Source organism: Marinomonas alcarazii (assembly GCF_003208215.1).
In the GTDB taxonomy this organism is placed as follows: Bacteria; Pseudomonadota; Gammaproteobacteria; order Pseudomonadales; family Marinomonadaceae; genus Marinomonas; species Marinomonas alcarazii.
In genome coordinates this window covers 207,182-224,219 of record NZ_QKLW01000005.1, presented here as the reverse complement: position 1 = coordinate 224,219, position 17,038 = coordinate 207,182, and the positions used below count along the sequence as shown (strand labels likewise).

Below are 17,038 nucleotides of genomic sequence, written 5' to 3'. Positions count from 1 at the left end.
GCCTAGGGGATAAAATGACTTTTAAAAAGAAAACTTCAAATTACATAGATCATATACTTGCTAGAAATAAAGAAATAGAAAAGCTATCAGAAAATGGAAAGTCAAAAATTCATTCCTATTTTGAAATATTAAAATCTAGGTGGGTTCACTATTTGGGTTTTTTAACTGTAAATTGCTGGCTGGTTGGGCATGTTGCAGCATGGGGGTATTATCAGAGTATTGGTGTAAATTATCAGCATTTCGCGAATATCGATACAGGGCTAGGTTTTGCTATTTTTAACTCTCCAGAATATCTTCTGTTTGGAGTGTTTTGTGTGATTTTCCTTTCGCCATTATTTAGTATACCTGCATTAGTGGGAGTGTGGTTTCCAAAGCGTTTCGTTATTGTAGACTACTTGGATTATTTGGGAAGGTCATATCAGAATCTGTTTTACTTTGCAGTTATTGTTTTTGTTTTAGATTTTTGTCTATTATACGCGGCATTTTGTGGTGAGCATGATACTGCCAAAAAAGGCTACTTAATTAGTTACAATGGGAGTGCACAAGAATGCTTGATGTACATGGGAGAGCTTGGTGATTATCAAGTCTATTTAGCTGAGAAGTCCAAGCCTGTATTATTGCATGCTAGTCAAAATCCTGTCTTAGTTGGTTGTGAAATAAAAAAAGCCGCTAAAGATTAGCGGCTTTTTTTATTTGGTGCCCCATATGTGCACAGACTTCATTTAAAAAGTGCAAACTCTTTTAAAATCAAGCGCTTGATTGGTGGAGATGGGGGGATTCGAACCCCCGTCCGCCAGTCCTCTGCCATTGGATCTACATGCTTAGTCACTTCTATTATTTGACCACGAACCGCCCGAAGGACAGGGTGTTAATGGCGAGCCTACTTAATCTTATAACCTTATCCCTAGGCGGGGCATCAGTTAGCATCTTGTAATTTATGATACTGCAGAATCTCTGGCTACAAGCAACCTGAGGGCAGCACACTAGCAGCGGTTTAGGCTGCTAAAGCGTAGTTTTCGTCGTTTGCGACTATTAAATTGATACGGGGGATTTACGAGATCACGTATCACTCTCGACATGCACCTCAGGTTTTGTAACCGGCGTCGAAACCAAGTCATCCCCGAAGTTGGCGTTATACTAGCGGAAACAATTAATTTACGCCAGCGGTAACGCATAAATGCTAACTATCTACACGTTTAATCTTACGATTAAATGTTGTGCTTCATTAGTCTTTCTTTGTCTCTTGACCAGTCGCGATCACGTTCGGTATCCCGTTTGTCGTGATCTTTTTTACCGGTTACTAGGGCTACTTCGCATTTGATCTTATTGCCTTTCCAGTACAGCGCCATGGCCGCACAGGTTTTGCCTTTTTGCTCGGTAACTTGGATGATGCGATCAAGTTCTTTGCGGTTAAGTAATAGTTTGCGCTGGCGTAACGGTTCGCACACTACGTGCGTGGAAGCACTTAGTAGTGGAGTGATACGGGCGCCAACAAGCCATGCTTCGTTTTGGTGGATAATAACGAAGGAATCGACAAGTTGGGCTTTGCCTTCTCGCAGACTTTTTACTTCCCAGCCAGATAAAACCAATCCGGCTTCGAACTTCTGGTCGACAAAGTAGTCATATTTTGCACGTTTATTAAGCGCTATAGTGCCCGTGCTGTTGGATTTTTTCTTTGCTTTACTCATAGTCAGAAATTATACGGTCGATAGAGGCAAAAACCTATGCTTTTCTTGAGGTATGCGCCTGAATGTTAGAAAATTCGTACTTGTTGATTATTTTGTCTGGGTAGGAGAGGCGGATGTGTTGGCCACGTTCGCGTTTTCTTCCTATCCTTAACCAATGTTGTGCAATTAGAGCCTAAATTTATGCCGGAAAGTCGATGTTTACAAGGTATCTGGTCAAGTCCGTGGATATTTATTTTTGCGGCCAGTGGGTCGGCTGTTGGGTTGGGGAATATTTGGAAGTTCCCTTATGTGCTCGGTGAGAACGGTGGCGGTGCATTTTTGCTGGTGTATTGCCTTTGTTTGATATTGGTCGGTTTGCCTGTTTTGATGGCAGAGGTTGCTTTGGGGCGGACGGTTCGTTCTAACCCTGTTGATACTGTGAATGATTTAAGCGAACGCCGGATTATTCACCCTGCGTGGGTGTGTGTGCCTTGGTTGGCTGGTTTTACGGGCTTTTTGATCCTGACGTTTTACAGTGTGATCGCAGGGTGGTCGTTGGCTTATTTAGATCGTGCTGTAACAGGCGATTTTGTGGCGGTTACGCATGATGGTGCCTTGAGCATGTTTGAGACATTGCTTTCGACGCCAGCGGAAATGCTGTTGTGGCACACGGTGTTTATGGGACTTGTGGTGCTGACAGTAGGGCAGGCTGTAACACGCGGTTTGTCTGCTGTGGTTCGTATTTTGTTGCCTATTTTGGTGGTGACTTTGCTGCTACTGGCGGCTTATTCCATGATGATCGGGAATATGAGTAAAGCGTTGAGCTTTATGTTTCGCTGGTCTTGGGAAGACATTACGTTTGATGTGGTGTTGTCGGCGGTAGGTTTGGCGCTGTTCAGTTTAAGTGTGGGCATGGGGGCGATGTTTGCCTATGGAGCCTACATGAGTAAGCGTATGTCGATCGCGCGAGCGTGCAGTATTGTCGTTGCCGTAGATTTGTTGGTTGCCATATTGGCGGCGTTGGTTATTTTTCCGTTGGCTTTTGCGTTTCAAATAGACGTTGAGGCGGGGCCTAGTCTGACGTTTGTGTCGCTTCCTATTATTTTTGGTGGTTTGCCTGGCGGACAGCTGTTTGCGGGTGTGTTCTTTTTATTGCTGGTGGTGGCTGCGTTAACTTCTGCGATTTCTATGTTGGAGTTGTTCGTCGCTTGGTTGCATGAAAAGTTTTACATGGCGCGATTGAAGGCGGCTTTTTTAATGGGGCTTGCGGTTTGGTTTGTTGGTATTGCTGTGTTGTTGTCTTTTAACCATTGGGACAGCAAGTTTTTGTTTGGCTTAAACTTTTTTGAATTGTTGGATAGGTTTACCTCGTTGATCTTGCTGCCCGTTGGCGCGATTGGGTTGTCCATTTTGGTTGCGTGGTTCATTCCTCACACTATGTTGCAAAATGAGATGATTACTAACAAGGTTAGCCATTTTCAGTGGTGGTATAAGACGTTAAAATACATCAGTATTCCAGCAATGATTGTTATTACATTTGCAGGTTGGATAGGAGTTTAGTTTGAGTCATATAGAGCGTTTTGCTCATGTAAATTATAGCTGCGAGCAGATGTTTGCTCTGGTGAATGACATTGATTGTTACCCTGAATTCTTGCCAGGCTGCTTGGACTCTACGTTGATTTCTCAAACGCCTACAGAGATTGTGGCGTCTTTGGAAGTAGGCAAAGGGCCTGTTCGTCAGTCGTTTACAACTAAGAACTTCTTACAGCCTTGTCATAAAATAGAGATGACTCTAGTGAAAGGGCCGTTTAAAAGCTTGCATGGCGTATGGACATTCACGGAATTGTCTCCAACCAGTTGTAAAATTATGCTTAGCATTCAGTTTGAATTGAGCGGGATGCTAAAGTTTGCTTTTGGGGGCGTCTTTAGCCAAATTGCGAATACGATGGTAGATTCCTTCAGTAAGCGTGCAAAAGTGGTATACGGTGAATAGTATGAGAGTTGAAGTAGCTTATGCTTTGCCCGAAAAGCAAAAGATTATTGCTTTAGAGGTAGAGGAAGGTTGTAGTGTTCGCGACGCTGTACGTCGTTCTAATATTAATGCTTTTTTCCCTGACGTGGATCTGGAAACCGTGAAAGTCGGGATTTTTGGTAAAGCGGTTAGAAATGCGGAAGAACAAGTGTTAAAAGAAGGTGAGCGAGTAGAGTTGTATCGTGAACTGAAGGTCGACCCTAAACAAGCTAGGGCCAACCGTGCAGCAAAAAATGGCTAGTTGTTTTTGATTTCTTTCAAAATGCCATTGTCGAAAATGAGCACTAAATCGTCGACCTCACTTTTTTGAGTGTCTGGTGTTCCATGGATTGATGTGAACATGTAGTGCCATTCATTTGGTTTGAAGGTGTCTCTTAGCATGGGGTTACCCAGTAGATAAGTGACCTGAGACTCTGACATGCCAATTTGTAACTGTGATAACTGATCCTTTGTTACTAGGTTCCCTTGCGATACTGGAACTTTGTAAGGGTCTGGAAATAAACTGCAGGCGCCAAGTGAAAGCGCTGCACATAATATTAAAACTGTTTTTTTCATTTGTATTATCCTTACTCTGGTATGCTAATGATAAAGTAATTATCAACAAGATCGAATAGAGAATGACTCATGACTAGCGAAAATCAAGAGCTAAAGAAAGCGGGACTCAAGGTTACCTTACCTAGAGTGAAAATTTTACAGATTCTTGAAAGTGCGGGAGACCGTCATATGAGTGCTGATGATGTTTATCGCACTCTATTGGATCAAGGTGAAGATGTGGGTCTGGCAACGGTTTACCGTGTGTTAACTCAGTTCGAAACGGCGAGTTTGGTTCAGCGTCATCATTTTGAAGCAGGTACGGCTGTATTTGAATTGGCAAAAGGCGATCACCACGATCACATGATTTGCTTAGACTCAGGTAAAGTTATTGAATTTGTTGATCCGATCATCGAAAAACGTCAGCACGAAATCGCAGAAGAACATGGCTTTGAAATCGAAGACCATAGTTTGATCTTGTACGTGCGCCCTAAAAAGAAGTAATCGCGCGCTTACTTTTTAGTTGCAGATAAAAAATGCCCAAACTGTCCAGTTTGGGCATTTTTGTTTGCTAAGCGATTAGTTGCTTATGCTTGATATCGTTTGCGCTGGTCGCTCTTATTGTAGTTGGACGTTGCCCAGCATTTCGCGGGCGTGGGCTAACGTTTGTTCTGTGAGTTCTAATCCACCCAGTAAACGTGCGATTTCCTGTGCGCGGTCTTGATCTTTGAGCAGTTCCACCTGAGAAGAGGTTGCTTGGTTTTCGACCAACTTGCTAACACGTAAATGCTGGTTACCCTGCGCGGCGACTTGCGCCAAGTGTGTTACGCAGAATACTTGTCCTCGTTTGCCGACCGAGCGCAGCATACGACCCACCACCTCAGCGATGCCACCACTGATACCAACGTCGACTTCGTCAAAGACTAAGGTTGGGATAATAGAAGTGTGCGCAGTGACTACCTGAATCCCCAAGCTGATACGAGATAGCTCACCACCAGATGCTACTTTGCGTAGTGGTTGCGCTGGTTGCCCTGGGTTAGAGGCGATCATGTATTCGATGTCTTCAAAACCGTTGGCAGACACTTGAGTGAGTGGTTGGCACTGAATATAGAAGCGGGCATGGGGCATGCCTAAGCCGTGTATTTGCTCTTCTACTTTCTTGGCTAATATGTCTTTTGCCACAATGCGTTTTTCGGTCAGCGTGGTCGCCAAGGCTGTGAGCTTTTCGTAGGCTTGTTCTTCTTTTTCTTTCAGTGATTCGATGCTTTCTTCGCTGCCTTGTAGGCTGGCTAGCTCCGCTTCAACACTTTCACGAAGGGAAATTAGGCCTTCTGGTAAGGTTCTGTGTTTGCGAGCGGTGTCGTAAATTTCTGATAAACGCTGTTCTATGTCGTTTAGACGTTCTGGGTTTTGTTCTAGCGTGTCCTGATAATGATGCAAGCTGTCGGCGGCTTCTTGCGCTTGTATTAAGGCGACGTTCATCATTTCGAGTGCGTTTTCTAGTTCTTTGGTTGCAGGGCGGATTTGGCTTGCGCTGTTAATCGCTTGGTGCAGCAAGGAGCACACGTTGCCTTCGTCGCTATCGATCAGGATGCCGCTGGCTTGATACGCTTTAAATTGTGCATCGGCGATGTTTGACAAGAAAGCTTGCTCGTTTTCTAGCTCTTCGATTTCGCCTTCTTTTAAATCAAGCTGCTGTAACTCTTGTGCTTGGTAAGACAAGAGCTGGATCTTGGCGTCTTGTTCGGATGAACGGTTTTGTTGTGCTGATAGCTCTTCTTTAAGTTGGCGCCATGTGGAATATTGGCTGCTGACTTTTTTGCTTAGCTCGGTGAGTTGACCGTATTCATCGAGCTGTTGTCTTTGGGCATTCTTTTTAAGTAGGGACTGGTGTTCGTGCTGACCATGAATGTCGACAAGGTAGCTGCCTACTTCTTTTAGGTCGCTGAGCGTGCAAGGACGGCCATTAATATAGGCTTTAGAACGACCTTCTTTGCTGATGACGCGACGCAGAATACAATGTTGTTCTTGCTCTAAATCTCTCTCTTCAAGCCACTTAAAAACATGCGGGTATTGCTGAATATCAAAACTGGCACTGATATCGGCTTTTTTTTGTCCATGTCTTACTACCGCGGCATCGGTACGATCGCCTAAGCAAAGTGACAGGGCATCCACCATGATGGATTTACCTGCACCGGTTTCACCAGAAATCACGGTCATGCCTTTTTTGAACTCCAGTTCTAGGGATTCAACAATGGCGAAGTTGGAAATAGCGATGCTGGTCAGCATAGAGTGCTCCAAAAAAGAGAATATATTTATATGGTTATTTATACAGTACTTGGTTGTTTTTTGACAAGTACTGTCAGTAAATTAAATTCCCATGAAATTAATGCGGCTATAGTGTTGAAAGGTAAAAAGCTGTCCCCATATAACCAGCACAGACAAAGAATTGTTTCTGTTATTTGGAGTTGAAGAATGAGTGAGCAGCAAAAAAATCCTAACCTAGACGCGGAGCAAGATTTGAAAAGCGAAACGCAAAACGAATCAGTAGAAGAACTTTTAGAGCCAGAAGTAGAGACTTTAGAAGAAGTTACTGAAAATGATGAGCTTGCAAAAGCATTAGAAGAAGTCGCTCAGTACAAAGAAGCGGCACTTCGCGCTCACGCTGACGCGCAAAATGTTCGTCGTCGTGCAGAACAAGATGTCGAGAAAGCGCACAAGTTTGGTTTAGAAAAGTTTGCTAAATCCGTGGTGAACGTGGCGGACAATCTTGAACGTGCTTTGGCGTCTGCACCGGATACAGGAGAAGAAGACCCTGTACGTGAAGGCGTTGAGCTGACATTAAAAGATTTGCTAGAAACCTTGGCGCGTTTTGAGGTGAAAGTCGTTGATCCACATGGCGAACCTTTCAACCCAGAATTGCATCAAGCAATGACTATGGTGCCAAACCCTGAGCTAGAACCTAACACCGTAATGGATGTTGTACAGAAGGGTTACACCATCAATGGCCGCCTATTGCGCCCAGCTATGGTAGTGGTTTCAAGCGCGGCTTAAAAATACTGTCATTTTTTTGACACTGGACGCTTGAAATACTTTTAAGCGTACCCAAATACAGAATTATCATTGTTATAAACGAATTTATTGGAGATACAAACCATGGGTAGAATCATTGGTATTGACTTAGGTACAACGAACTCTTGTGTTGCTGTGTTGGATGGCGAAAAAGCGCGCGTTATTGAAAACGCTGAAGGCGATCGCACCACTCCTTCCATCGTTGCATTTGCAGAAGATGGCGAAGTATTAGTAGGTCAATCAGCTAAGCGTCAAGCGGTAACCAACCCAACAAACACTTTGTTCGCGGTTAAGCGTTTGATCGGTCGTAAATTTAAAGATGACGTTGTACAAAAAGACATCTCTATGGTGCCTTACAAAATCATCAGTGCAGACAATGGCGATGCGTGGGTAGAAGTGAAAGGCGACAAGAAAGCGCCACCACAAATCTCTGCTGAAGTTCTTAAGAAAATGAAGAAAACTGCAGAAGACTACCTAGGCGAGAAAGTAACAGAAGCGGTTATCACTGTGCCTGCTTACTTTAACGATTCTCAGCGTCAAGCAACAAAAGATGCGGGTAAAATCGCAGGTCTTGAAGTTAAACGTATTATCAACGAGCCAACAGCGGCTGCCTTGGCTTACGGTCTAGACAAGAGCTCTGGCGATTCTACTGTTGCGGTTTATGACCTTGGTGGTGGTACATTCGATATCTCTATCATCGAAATCGCTGACGTAGATGGCGAGAAACAATTCGAAGTATTGTCTACAAACGGTGATACTTTCCTAGGTGGTGAAGATTTCGACATGCGCGTTATCGAATACCTAGCAGCTGAATTTAAGAAATCGTCTGGTATCGATCTACACAACGATCCACTAGCGCTACAACGTTTGAAAGAAGCGGGTGAGAAAGCGAAAGTTGAGTTGTCTTCTTCTTCTCAGACAGAAGTTAACTTGCCTTACATCACTGCTGATGCAACAGGCCCTAAACACTTGAACGTTAAATTGACTCGTTCTAAGTTGGAGTCTTTGGTTGAAGAGTTAGTATTGAAATCTCTTGAGCCTTGCCGTCAAGCTCTAAAAGATGCGGATCTTTCTGCTTCTGATATCGACGAAGTTATCTTGGTCGGTGGTCAAACTCGTATGCCACTAGTACAAGCGAAAGTAACGGAATTCTTCGGTAAAGAGCCACGTAAAGACGTGAACCCAGACGAAGCTGTTGCAATCGGTGCATCTATTCAAGGTGCGGTACTTTCTGGTGATGTGAAAGACGTTCTTCTTCTAGACGTTACGCCTCTGTCTCTAGGTATCGAGACTATGGGTGGTGTGATGACTACGTTGATCGAGAAAAACACAACGATCCCAACGAAGAAATCTCAGACGTTCTCTACAGCAGAAGACAACCAAAATGCGGTAACTATCCACGCATTGCAGGGTGAGCGTAAGCAAGCGGCTCAGAACAAATCTCTAGGTCGTTTCGACTTGGCTGACATTCCACCTGCTCCACGTGGTGTGCCACAAATCGAAGTAAGCTTCGACATCGATGCCAACGGTATCTTGAGCGTTTCTGCGAAAGACAAAGCGACAGGTAAAGAGCAGTCTATCGTAATCAAGTCTTCTTCTGGCCTAAGTGATGAAGAAGTAGAAAAAATGGTTCAAGACGCTGAAGCGAACGCGGAAGAAGACCGTAAGTTCGAAGAGCTTGTACAAGTTCGTAACACAGCTGACGGCATGATTCACGCGACTCGTAAAACCTTGACTGATGCTGGCGATAAAGCAACAGCGGAAGAGAAAGAAGCGATTGAAACTGCGATCACAGAACTTGAAGAAGCACTAACGTCTAACGACAAAGAGAAGATCGAAGAGAAAACCAATGCGTTGACTCAAGCGTCTGGTTCTTTGGCTCAGAAGATGTATGCCGATGCTGAAGCGGCTGAACAACCAGCAGGCGAAGGCGAGCAAGCTAAGTCTCAGGACGACGCTGTTGATGCAGAGTTCGAAGAAGTAAAAGACGATAAAAAATAAGCGTTAAACACTTATTTTGCCTCTATTGATGGGGCGGTTTATGGCAAGCACGGTTTTGAACCGTGCTTTGCTGTTTACACTATCTTCGATTGATGAGCGCTTAGCGGCATGGTTTTATTCTGACGTTTTTCGGCTCTGCCATCTTAGATAAAGAAGACTTTTAAATTCAGACTTTTCAAAATTCAGGAATGCCTGCGATGAGCAAAAGAGACTATTACGACGTTCTTGGTGTCGCCAAGAGTGCGGATAAGAAAGAGATTAAAAAAGCTTATCGTTCTTTAGCGAATAAGTACCATCCAGACAAAAACCCAGATAACCCAGAAGCGCTTGATAAGTTTAAAGAGCTGGCTGAAGCGTACGAAGTACTGTCTTCTGATGATAAGCGTGCTGCCTATGATCGATTTGGGCATGAAGGCGTAAATGGTCAGGCTGGTGGCGGTTACGGCGGTGGTGCCGGTGGCTTTAGCGACATTTTTGGTGATGTTTTTGGCGATATTTTTGGCGGCGGTGGTGGCGGTCAAAGCCGTACGCGTCGTGGTTCAGACCTACGCTACACACTAGAGCTAGATCTTGAGCAAGCTGTCTGGGGCTGCGAAGAAAAAATTCGCATTCCAACGCTGGTTGGTTGTAAAACGTGTGATGGCTCTGGTGCGAAAAAAGGCTCCTCTCCAAAAACGTGTGGAACTTGTGGTGGCGCTGGTCAAGTGCGTATGTCACAGGGCTTTTTCTCTGTACAGCAAGCGTGTCCAGAGTGTCATGGTCAGGGCCAAGTAATCAGTGATCCTTGTAAAGATTGTCATGGCCAAGGCCGTGTTCAGGAATATAAAACACTGAATGTTAAGATTCCTGCGGGCGTTGATACTGGTGATCGTATTCGTTTGTCAGGTGAGGGTGAAGCTGGAACACATGGCGGTCCTGCTGGCGACTTGTTTGTTCAAGTGTCCGTTAAGCAGCATGCTATTTTTGAGCGCGATGGGGCGAATCTGTATTGTGAAGTGCCGATTAGTTTCACTACCGCAGCATTGGGTGGCGAAATTGATGTTCCTACACTGGATGGCCGTGTGCGATTAAAAGTCACCCCTGAGTGTCAGTCAGGTAAGTTGTTCCGTTTGCGTAACAAGGGTGTTAAACCTGTTCGTGGCGGACCAGTAGGTGATTTGATTTGTAAGGCGGTTGTTGAAACACCGGTTAACCTTACTGCTCGTCAAAAAGAGTTGCTTACGGAATTGGCTGATAGCATGGGTGAAGGTACAGACCATTCGCCTAAGCAAAAAAGCTGGTTTGATGGCGTAAAACGTTTTTTTGATGACATCAAAAAATAGCTAGTTACGGCTTATGTAATATAGAAAAGGCGCCGGTTTTGGCGCCTTTTTTTATTGTCTTGCGTTGGGTTATTTTTGAAGGTTTTTTTGAAGGTTTTTTTGAATGGTTTGGGTGTACCACTCTAGGAAGTTCATTACACCGAATTCAAACGTTTCAGAATATGGGCCAGGTTGATAACCTATCGAATTGATTCCCCGTTGATTTTCCTCACCAAGTACTCTGTCTTGATCGTTGGTGGCATCCCAAACTTGACGTAGACGCTCTGGATTATAGTCTTCGCCTTCTACTGCATCTTTGTGCACGAACCATTTTGTTGTCACCATAGATTCTTGTGCTGAAATCGGTAGCACGCGAAAGACAATAAAGTGATCGGATTGCATGTGGTTCCAAGAATTCGGTAAGTGCAAAATTCGCATTGACCCTAATTCTGGGTTTTTGATGTTACCAAGTAATTTTTTGCAGCCTGCTTCACCGTCGATGGTCATGACTTTTGTGCCTTTCTTCAGCGGCATACGAACAATGCGGTTGCGTTTGCCTGGACCGAAGCTACGGTGCTGGTGGGGAATGCCTTCAGCGTCCCATTTGGCAGCTTGCTCTGCGTAGTGGTCGAGAAAGTCCTGTGGTGCTCTTGGGTCGTTTGTGTCGTCCCATTCGAGGATGGTGTTTAGTAGTTCTGGATGGCTGCCAACACAGTGATAACACTCACGGTTGTTTTCGAGTACGAGTTTCCAGTTGGCCTTTTCGTACATACTGGATTCTACCGCTAGCTTGGTGTTTTCTACATCGTAAGGTGACATGTATTCTTCCAGAGTAGCAAGAAATTCGTCGAAATCACCTTGAGGCTCTTCTTTGCCTAGCGCAATAAATATGAAGCCGCCAGCGGTTTTGCAGTGTGCTTTTTTTAATCCATGCTTGGATTTATCGAAGCTATCGCCCATCTCAGAGCCTGCAAACAGTAGGCTTCCTTTTAGGTCGTATGTCCACTGATGATAAGGGCATACTAGATTCGCTGCTTTACCACGATGTTCTAGGCAGATTCGAGACCCACGATGGCGGCAGGTATTGTGGAATGCATTAACTGAACCGTCAGCGTCGCGAACAATAAGGATTGGGTTTTGTGCGATCTCAACAGTGAAATAGTCGCCACGCTTTGGTATTTCACTGGTCATGCCAACAAATAGCCATTCTTTCTGGAATACTTCTTCCACATCGACGCGGAACATATGTGGGTCGTTGTAAAGTGGTGCGTCCAGCGAGTAGTTTGCTGGACGTGCCTCAAGCAATGTTGACATTTCTGTGCGAGCTTCTTGAATAGTCGCGTAACGCATGTTTAACAGATCGTTTTGATTCATTAGAGTGGTCCTCTATAAAAGCCTAGTTGATGTGGCTTCTCTCGCTAGTTCGGTGATTCCAGTCGGGCGTTTAGGCGCGCCTTTTTCACCGTTATAATTATGGCTATATCCTTACTTATTTTAAGGATATTGGAATGACTAGGCGCGACACGTTCCTGTGCATAAATCGACGATCTTGTTGTGGATGGCGCAATGTTGGCAGGGTGTGACGAGGAGGGAATGGATAATCTGTTTTTGACTGTGTAGCCAGAAGGCGCCTATTTGGCGCCTTTTTCTTTTAATAGATAGTCGATGTAGTTACGTAATAAGCTAGCGGCATTGGTGAAGCTTTTATTGTTTGGAATAATAAAGTCCGCTTTGCTGCGAATGTCGATGGTCTTTAGGGACGCTTGGCGAACGTGTCGCATGTATCGGCTGGTAACTTCGTTTACATCGCGACCGCGCTCTGCGATATCGCGTTTTAGTCGACGTACGATGGCAATGTCCATGTCGGTGTCAACGTAAAGCAGGTAATCTACGGCATCACGAATTGCTGCGTCTTGGAACATCATGTGACCTTCGACAAGCACGACATGAGTTGGATCAAGGTTACGATAACCAACGCGTTTGTGCTGAGAGTGGTCGTAAACTGGGATTTCGTTAGGCTGTTGACGATTTTTGCAATTGTGAATAGCAAGGGTGATGCTTTCTAGATCGAGCGAGCTCAGGTCGTCGAAATTGTATACGTCAGGGTCGATGCTGCCGCAGCCATTATAAAAACTGTCTTGGCATAATACGGTGATTTTATCGCCTTGGTCTTCTGCCAATAGGGAACATAGTCGGCTTTTTCCACTTCCGGAAACGCCAGTAATGCCAATTACAAGTGCCATTGATTACCTCTGAAAATAAAGTGCTAGCGCTTCTTGAAATGGAGGCGCTTATAGTGTGATATTATATATCAGCTTTGACTGATTTTGCCTGATAAACTGAATTAAGACTTTAAATTGAGATGATTAATGCCTAGAAAAGTGGCTCCAATGTGGATGGCGTTTGCTTTGGTTGCTTTAGTGAGTAAACCGGTTTTTGCTATGGCAGAAACAAACGAAAGTGCAACATCTTCAGATGTGGCGGAACTGTTTGGCTTGCCTGTGAACGGATTGTCATTGGCTAAGTTAGAGTCTCGGTTAGAGAGTATGGGGCTGCAAAGTTATCCTTCCTATAAACCCGGTATTGTAAGCTATAGCTTAGGTCCCGAAGGTATTTTAGGCGTAACGAACGCCACAATTTATTTCAACAGTTCTAAATACGTTAGCCAAGTGCTGTTATCGGGCGTGGTAGAAAGTAGTGAGAAACGGAAAAACTTAGGTGAGTTATTGGGACGTAAGTACGGCGTTCCTACTGAAGGGTCTTTGAAGAATGGCTTGGGGCGTTCGACATGGAGCTTTCGAGATGGGACGACAATCAATCTTCGTAATACGACCTATGATGTGTCTATTTTGTATGTGGATGAGCAGCCAGAAGTCATGACTCGTTCTAACAAAATTGATGTAGAAGCCTTGTCTAATAGAAAATAATGGAATTTATTCTGCCTTGTTCTCGGTGTAGTTAGCTGTATATGTTTATTTTAGATCTCAACCTTCGTTTAGCGCATTTCATTCAACCTCACTTACAAGATATTTCTTTGGCGCTGGTGGCGACCTGTTTGGTGGTTTATGGCGACAAGGTGAATGGCATTTTGAAGCGATGGGTATCTTCTTGGGTTTTTATCGCTAGGGTATCGGCGTTTATTCTTATGTGTACATTTGGTTATGGCTTGTTAACCTTGTGGAGTCAGCCTCTGGTTTATTGGGGAATTACGCGTATCGATTTTGTCTATCGGCCTGCTTTTGTCTTCTTATGCTTTTGTATTTTGGGGATTTTGGCTGAAAGAAAGCGTCATTTGTAAAATAATTCATGAAAGTTCCTGTCAGTTTTTGTTGCCCAATTACCACATAATCCCGTTGTTCTGAGTGATATGCCATTAAAAGTCGGGATTATGTAGTAAAGTTTCTAGACCCTTCTGTTTATTTCGTTATTTCTATAAAAAAACGCTCTAAAGTCCCGATTTTAAAGGTTTTTTGTAGTCTTCTTACAATTTGTTTTTGTCCCATTCTGCCGTTAGACTGCGCCCATATTGATACAACAAAGTCTTTTTTCGGGGGCAGAAAATGACAAGCACTTGGTTACAGGCACTTTCACAAGCAGAATCTATGATTCCTCTTTTGGGTAAACTAGGTCGTGAGAAAGCGGTAAAAGTTCAACTAGCAGGCAACACCTTAATGGCGGATTCTGTTACTGGACTGATGGCTGCATTCGATCAGCATCCTGAATTAGACCTTGTTCAAGTCTATCAAGTGTTAGAGCAAGTATTGGCAAGCGACGTTTCTAATACGGTGGTTGAGCTAGAGTCTTTGATTGCAGAGGCGGATGTTGCAACCGTATTGGCGAACCAATCCACTGATGGTTCTGAAACTCCAGTTGTGCTTTACGGTTTTGGCCGCATTGGTCGATTGCTTGCGCGTCGTATGTGTACTCTTGGTCACACAACTCCAGGTATGTCACTTGCTGCTATCGTTGTGCGTAAGGCTTGCGATAACGATCTTGCGAAGCGTGCTAGCTTGCTTAAGTACGATTCTGTCCATGGCACTTATGACGGACTGGTTAAAGTTGATGAAGCAAACCAATCTTTGATTATTAATGGTTCGCCAGTAAAAGTTATCTACGCATCAGACCCTGCTGAAGTGGATTACCAAGCTCACGGTATTAACAATGCTTTGTTGGTTGATAATACAGGCCGCTGGCGCGATCACGATGGTTTGAGTGTTCACTTGAATCGTCCTGGTATTGAGCGTGTTGTGCTAACGGCGCCAGGTAAAGAGATGAAGAATATCGTCTTTGGGGTTAACGATGGCGATGTCACGGATCAGGATCGTATTGTGTCTGCCGCGTCTTGTACGACAAATGCGATTACGCCTATCTTGTCTGTACTTGAAGAAAAATTCGGCATCGTATCGGGCCATGTTGAAACGGTTCACGCCTACACCAATGACCAAAATCTAATTGATAATATTCACAAAGGTGATCGTCGTGGACGCGCTGCCGGAATGAATATGGTGATGACTGAAACCGGCGCTGCAAAAGCGGTATCTAAAGCGATTCCTTCTTTAGAAGGTAAGCTAAGTGGCAGTGCGATTCGTGTTCCAGTGATTAATGTGTCTATTGCAGTACTGAGCCTGAACCTTAAATCAGCCACTTCTGTTGATGAGATCAATCAATTGTTGAAAGCCGCATCAGCGAGTGCTGAGCTGACGGGACAGATTGGTTACAGTGATGAAGCCGATGCTGTCAGCTCTGATTTTATCGGTTCTCAGCAAGCGGGCGTAGTCGATTCTTTATCAACTAAGGTGCGCGACAATCAAGCGATCTTGTATGTTTGGTACGACAATGAGTACGGTTACAGCTGTCAGGTTGTTCGCTTGATGGAGAAACTGGCACAAGCAAATTTTATGAGTGCTGAGTTGCTTAAGGATGAAGCAGCTTAAGCAAGTGAAGAGATGACCGAACACATTTATGTGTTGTTGTACGGCGGCCTTAGGGTCGCCGTTTTTTTTTGCCTGTTAATTAGGTGAATTTAGGCTAAAAAAAAAAGCCGGACAAGTGTCCGGCTTTAAAAAAGTAACTAGCAGTTGCGAATAACATCATCCTGTGGGAGATGGTGTTATTCATCTAAATCATGACTGTGGGGGCATGATTTAGGGGGGATACAGTTAGGGCTGTATCGATACATATTAGGCCGCTGTTCAACCTAAGAGATGAGCGTATTCTAGCTTTTCGAGCTGTTCTTACAAGCGATATAAATTGATTTGTTGGATTAGAATAATTAATGCAAAATACGCTGTATGGCTTCTATTGAAGCAATCGAATTTCGATATTTTTTAATTTTTTTGTGATTTTCCTGAAATTACTATCATATAGCGTTCTTTCACTGTCTGTTCTAGGGTGTTTTTCTTAGAAGTCTGTGCTGTATTGGAGGCTTGGTTAGTTAGTTGAAGGTTTTGCAGTAGCTGAGGTTGTCTTATGGTGGGACTTATATGAAGTCTATTCCTTTGTCTGGTTTGGGTACGTTTGCTATTGCTGCACGTCATTTGAGCTTTACGAAAGCCGCTCAAGAAATGCATTTAACGCAAGGTGCAGTTAGCCAACAAATTCGGCAATTAGAAGAGCGTTTAGGTTTAACCTTATTCGTTCGTTACCATCGTCGACTGGAGCTGACTGTGGCTGGGGTTCGGCTGGCGGTGCAGCTGAATCATAGTTTTACTGAGATTAACGATCTGATTCTTGAATTGCAGGAAGAAGAGACTTCCAATATTTTGACAGTGTCTGTGATGCCTTCTTTTGCAACCAAGTGGCTGATTCCTCGATTGGGAAGTTTGCAAGAAGCGTATCCAGATTTGCAGTTGCGAATTCAGGCGAACGATAGGGAAGTGAATTTTCAGCGAGATCGTATTGATGTGGCCATTGTGCATAGCCATGTTCACAGTTCAAAAGGCTACATTGTGCCATTAATGAAAGATAAGGTGTTTCCTGTTTGTAGCCCTGCTTTTGCCCATGCTCGCTCGTTAAGCGAGGCGAATCAGTTAGCGCAAGTGCCTTTGTTAAATGATGACTCTGAGTGGCGTTTTTCTAGTCCATATGCCGAATGGGAAAAGTGGCTTTTATTAGCCAATGCTAAGGGGGTCAAACCTTCCCGTGGCATCAGTTTTAACCGTGGTGATCTGGCTGTGCAAGCCGCCGTAGCGGGTCAAGGTGTCGCGTTAGGGCGAACCCCCTTGGTGATGGATGATATCCAGCAAGGCCGATTAATGCGGCCATTTAATGAGACTCTAGACGAAGGTCACGCCTACTTATTTGTCTGCCCTGAGATGCAGCGTCAGCGGGAGCCTGTTCAGCAGTTGCTGCGCTGGTTAGTGACAGAATGTTATGAATATTCACCCGGTGATGCGCTGACGATGTTGAGCGAGCTTGGCTAGCTTGTTGAAAAA

General features: G+C 44.3%; 17 protein-coding genes and 1 other RNA gene. 12 read left to right on the top strand and 6 right to left on the bottom strand.

Annotated features, from left to right (window positions below):
• Nucleotides 1-14 precede the first annotated feature (14 nt).
• Nucleotides 15-680 carry a hypothetical protein gene (locus DFP75_RS12330; RefSeq protein WP_110576079.1) on the top strand — a complete coding sequence of 222 codons (666 nt, stop codon included), beginning with the start codon at nucleotides 15-17 and terminating at the stop codon, nucleotides 678-680.
• Nucleotides 681-760: 80 nt separating this feature from the next.
• Here the strand turns inward: DFP75_RS12330 and ssrA are convergent.
• Nucleotides 761-1,122: a transfer-messenger RNA gene (gene ssrA, locus DFP75_RS12325) on the bottom strand.
• An 86-nt stretch (nucleotides 1,123-1,208) separates the two neighbouring features.
• A complete protein-coding gene (smpB, locus tag DFP75_RS12320; RefSeq protein ID WP_110576077.1) occupies nucleotides 1,209-1,688 on the bottom strand; it encodes an SsrA-binding protein SmpB in 480 nt (159 codons plus the stop codon).
• 180 nt (nucleotides 1,689-1,868) lie between these two features.
• On the opposite strand from smpB, the gene DFP75_RS12315 reads away from it, so the two are divergent.
• The 3 genes from DFP75_RS12315 to DFP75_RS12305 are packed head-to-tail and all read left to right on the top strand — an operon-like array spanning nucleotide 1,869 to nucleotide 3,940.
• Nucleotides 1,869-3,227: a sodium-dependent transporter gene (locus DFP75_RS12315; RefSeq protein ID WP_110576075.1), complete on the top strand. Its 1,359-nt coding sequence runs from the start codon at nucleotides 1,869-1,871 to the stop codon at nucleotides 3,225-3,227.
• A 1-nt stretch (nucleotide 3,228) separates the two neighbouring features.
• A complete protein-coding gene (locus tag DFP75_RS12310; protein ID WP_110576073.1) occupies nucleotides 3,229-3,660 on the top strand; it encodes a type II toxin-antitoxin system RatA family toxin in 432 nt (143 codons plus the stop codon).
• 1 nt (nucleotide 3,661) lies between these two features.
• Complete coding sequence (locus DFP75_RS12305; RefSeq protein WP_110576071.1) at nucleotides 3,662-3,940, top strand: RnfH family protein; 279 nt, start codon at nucleotides 3,662-3,664, stop codon at nucleotides 3,938-3,940.
• Here the strand turns inward: DFP75_RS12305 and DFP75_RS12300 are convergent.
• Entirely contained in the window at nucleotides 3,937-4,254 is a 318-nt protein-coding gene (locus DFP75_RS12300; RefSeq protein WP_110576069.1) for an outer membrane protein assembly factor BamE, read from the bottom strand. The two genes, DFP75_RS12305 and DFP75_RS12300, sit on opposite strands and share 4 nt — an antisense overlap.
• A gap of 69 nt (nucleotides 4,255-4,323) precedes the next feature.
• Between DFP75_RS12300 and fur the strand changes: the two genes are divergently transcribed.
• Complete coding sequence (gene fur, locus DFP75_RS12295; protein ID WP_110576067.1) at nucleotides 4,324-4,734, top strand: ferric iron uptake transcriptional regulator; 411 nt, start codon at nucleotides 4,324-4,326, stop codon at nucleotides 4,732-4,734.
• Nucleotides 4,735-4,848: 114 nt separating this feature from the next.
• Here the strand turns inward: fur and recN are convergent, their stop codons facing one another.
• Nucleotides 4,849-6,519 (bottom strand): DNA repair protein RecN, encoded by a 1,671-nt coding sequence (gene recN, locus DFP75_RS12290; protein ID WP_110576065.1) that lies wholly within the window; start codon nucleotides 6,517-6,519, stop codon nucleotides 4,849-4,851.
• 186 nt (nucleotides 6,520-6,705) lie between these two features.
• Between recN and grpE the strand changes: the two genes are divergently transcribed.
• The 3 genes from grpE to dnaJ all read left to right on the top strand — a co-directional run bounded on the left by grpE (nucleotide 6,706) and on the right by dnaJ (nucleotide 10,625).
• A complete protein-coding gene (gene grpE / locus DFP75_RS12285) occupies nucleotides 6,706-7,284 on the top strand; it encodes a nucleotide exchange factor GrpE (protein ID WP_110576063.1) in 579 nt (192 codons plus the stop codon).
• A 102-nt stretch (nucleotides 7,285-7,386) separates the two neighbouring features.
• Entirely contained in the window at nucleotides 7,387-9,303 is a 1,917-nt protein-coding gene (gene dnaK / locus DFP75_RS12280) for a molecular chaperone DnaK (RefSeq protein ID WP_110576061.1), read from the top strand.
• A gap of 197 nt (nucleotides 9,304-9,500) precedes the next feature.
• Complete coding sequence (dnaJ, locus tag DFP75_RS12275) at nucleotides 9,501-10,625, top strand: molecular chaperone DnaJ (protein WP_110576059.1); 1,125 nt, start codon at nucleotides 9,501-9,503, stop codon at nucleotides 10,623-10,625.
• Nucleotides 10,626-10,694: 69 nt separating this feature from the next.
• Here the strand turns inward: dnaJ and DFP75_RS12270 are convergent, their stop codons facing one another.
• Complete coding sequence (locus DFP75_RS12270; RefSeq protein WP_110576057.1) at nucleotides 10,695-11,978, bottom strand: aromatic ring-hydroxylating oxygenase subunit alpha; 1,284 nt, start codon at nucleotides 11,976-11,978, stop codon at nucleotides 10,695-10,697.
• Between the two features lie 257 nt (nucleotides 11,979-12,235).
• Complete coding sequence (locus DFP75_RS12265; RefSeq protein ID WP_110576055.1) at nucleotides 12,236-12,847, bottom strand: uridine kinase family protein; 612 nt, start codon at nucleotides 12,845-12,847, stop codon at nucleotides 12,236-12,238.
• A gap of 126 nt (nucleotides 12,848-12,973) precedes the next feature.
• On the opposite strand from DFP75_RS12265, the gene DFP75_RS12260 reads away from it, so the two are divergent.
• The 4 genes from DFP75_RS12260 (at nucleotide 12,974) to gcvA (ending at nucleotide 17,026) form a co-directional block, all read left to right on the top strand.
• Entirely contained in the window at nucleotides 12,974-13,531 is a 558-nt protein-coding gene (locus tag DFP75_RS12260; protein WP_110576053.1) for a uridine kinase, read from the top strand.
• Nucleotides 13,532-13,572: 41 nt separating this feature from the next.
• A complete protein-coding gene (locus tag DFP75_RS12255) occupies nucleotides 13,573-13,902 on the top strand; it encodes a DUF3392 domain-containing protein (RefSeq protein WP_110576050.1) in 330 nt (109 codons plus the stop codon).
• Nucleotides 13,903-14,164: 262 nt separating this feature from the next.
• A complete protein-coding gene (locus tag DFP75_RS12250; protein WP_110576048.1) occupies nucleotides 14,165-15,538 on the top strand; it encodes a glyceraldehyde-3-phosphate dehydrogenase in 1,374 nt (457 codons plus the stop codon).
• A gap of 549 nt (nucleotides 15,539-16,087) precedes the next feature.
• A complete protein-coding gene (gene gcvA, locus DFP75_RS12245) occupies nucleotides 16,088-17,026 on the top strand; it encodes a transcriptional regulator GcvA (RefSeq protein WP_110576046.1) in 939 nt (312 codons plus the stop codon).
• The last annotated feature ends 12 nt before the right edge of the window (nucleotides 17,027-17,038 follow it).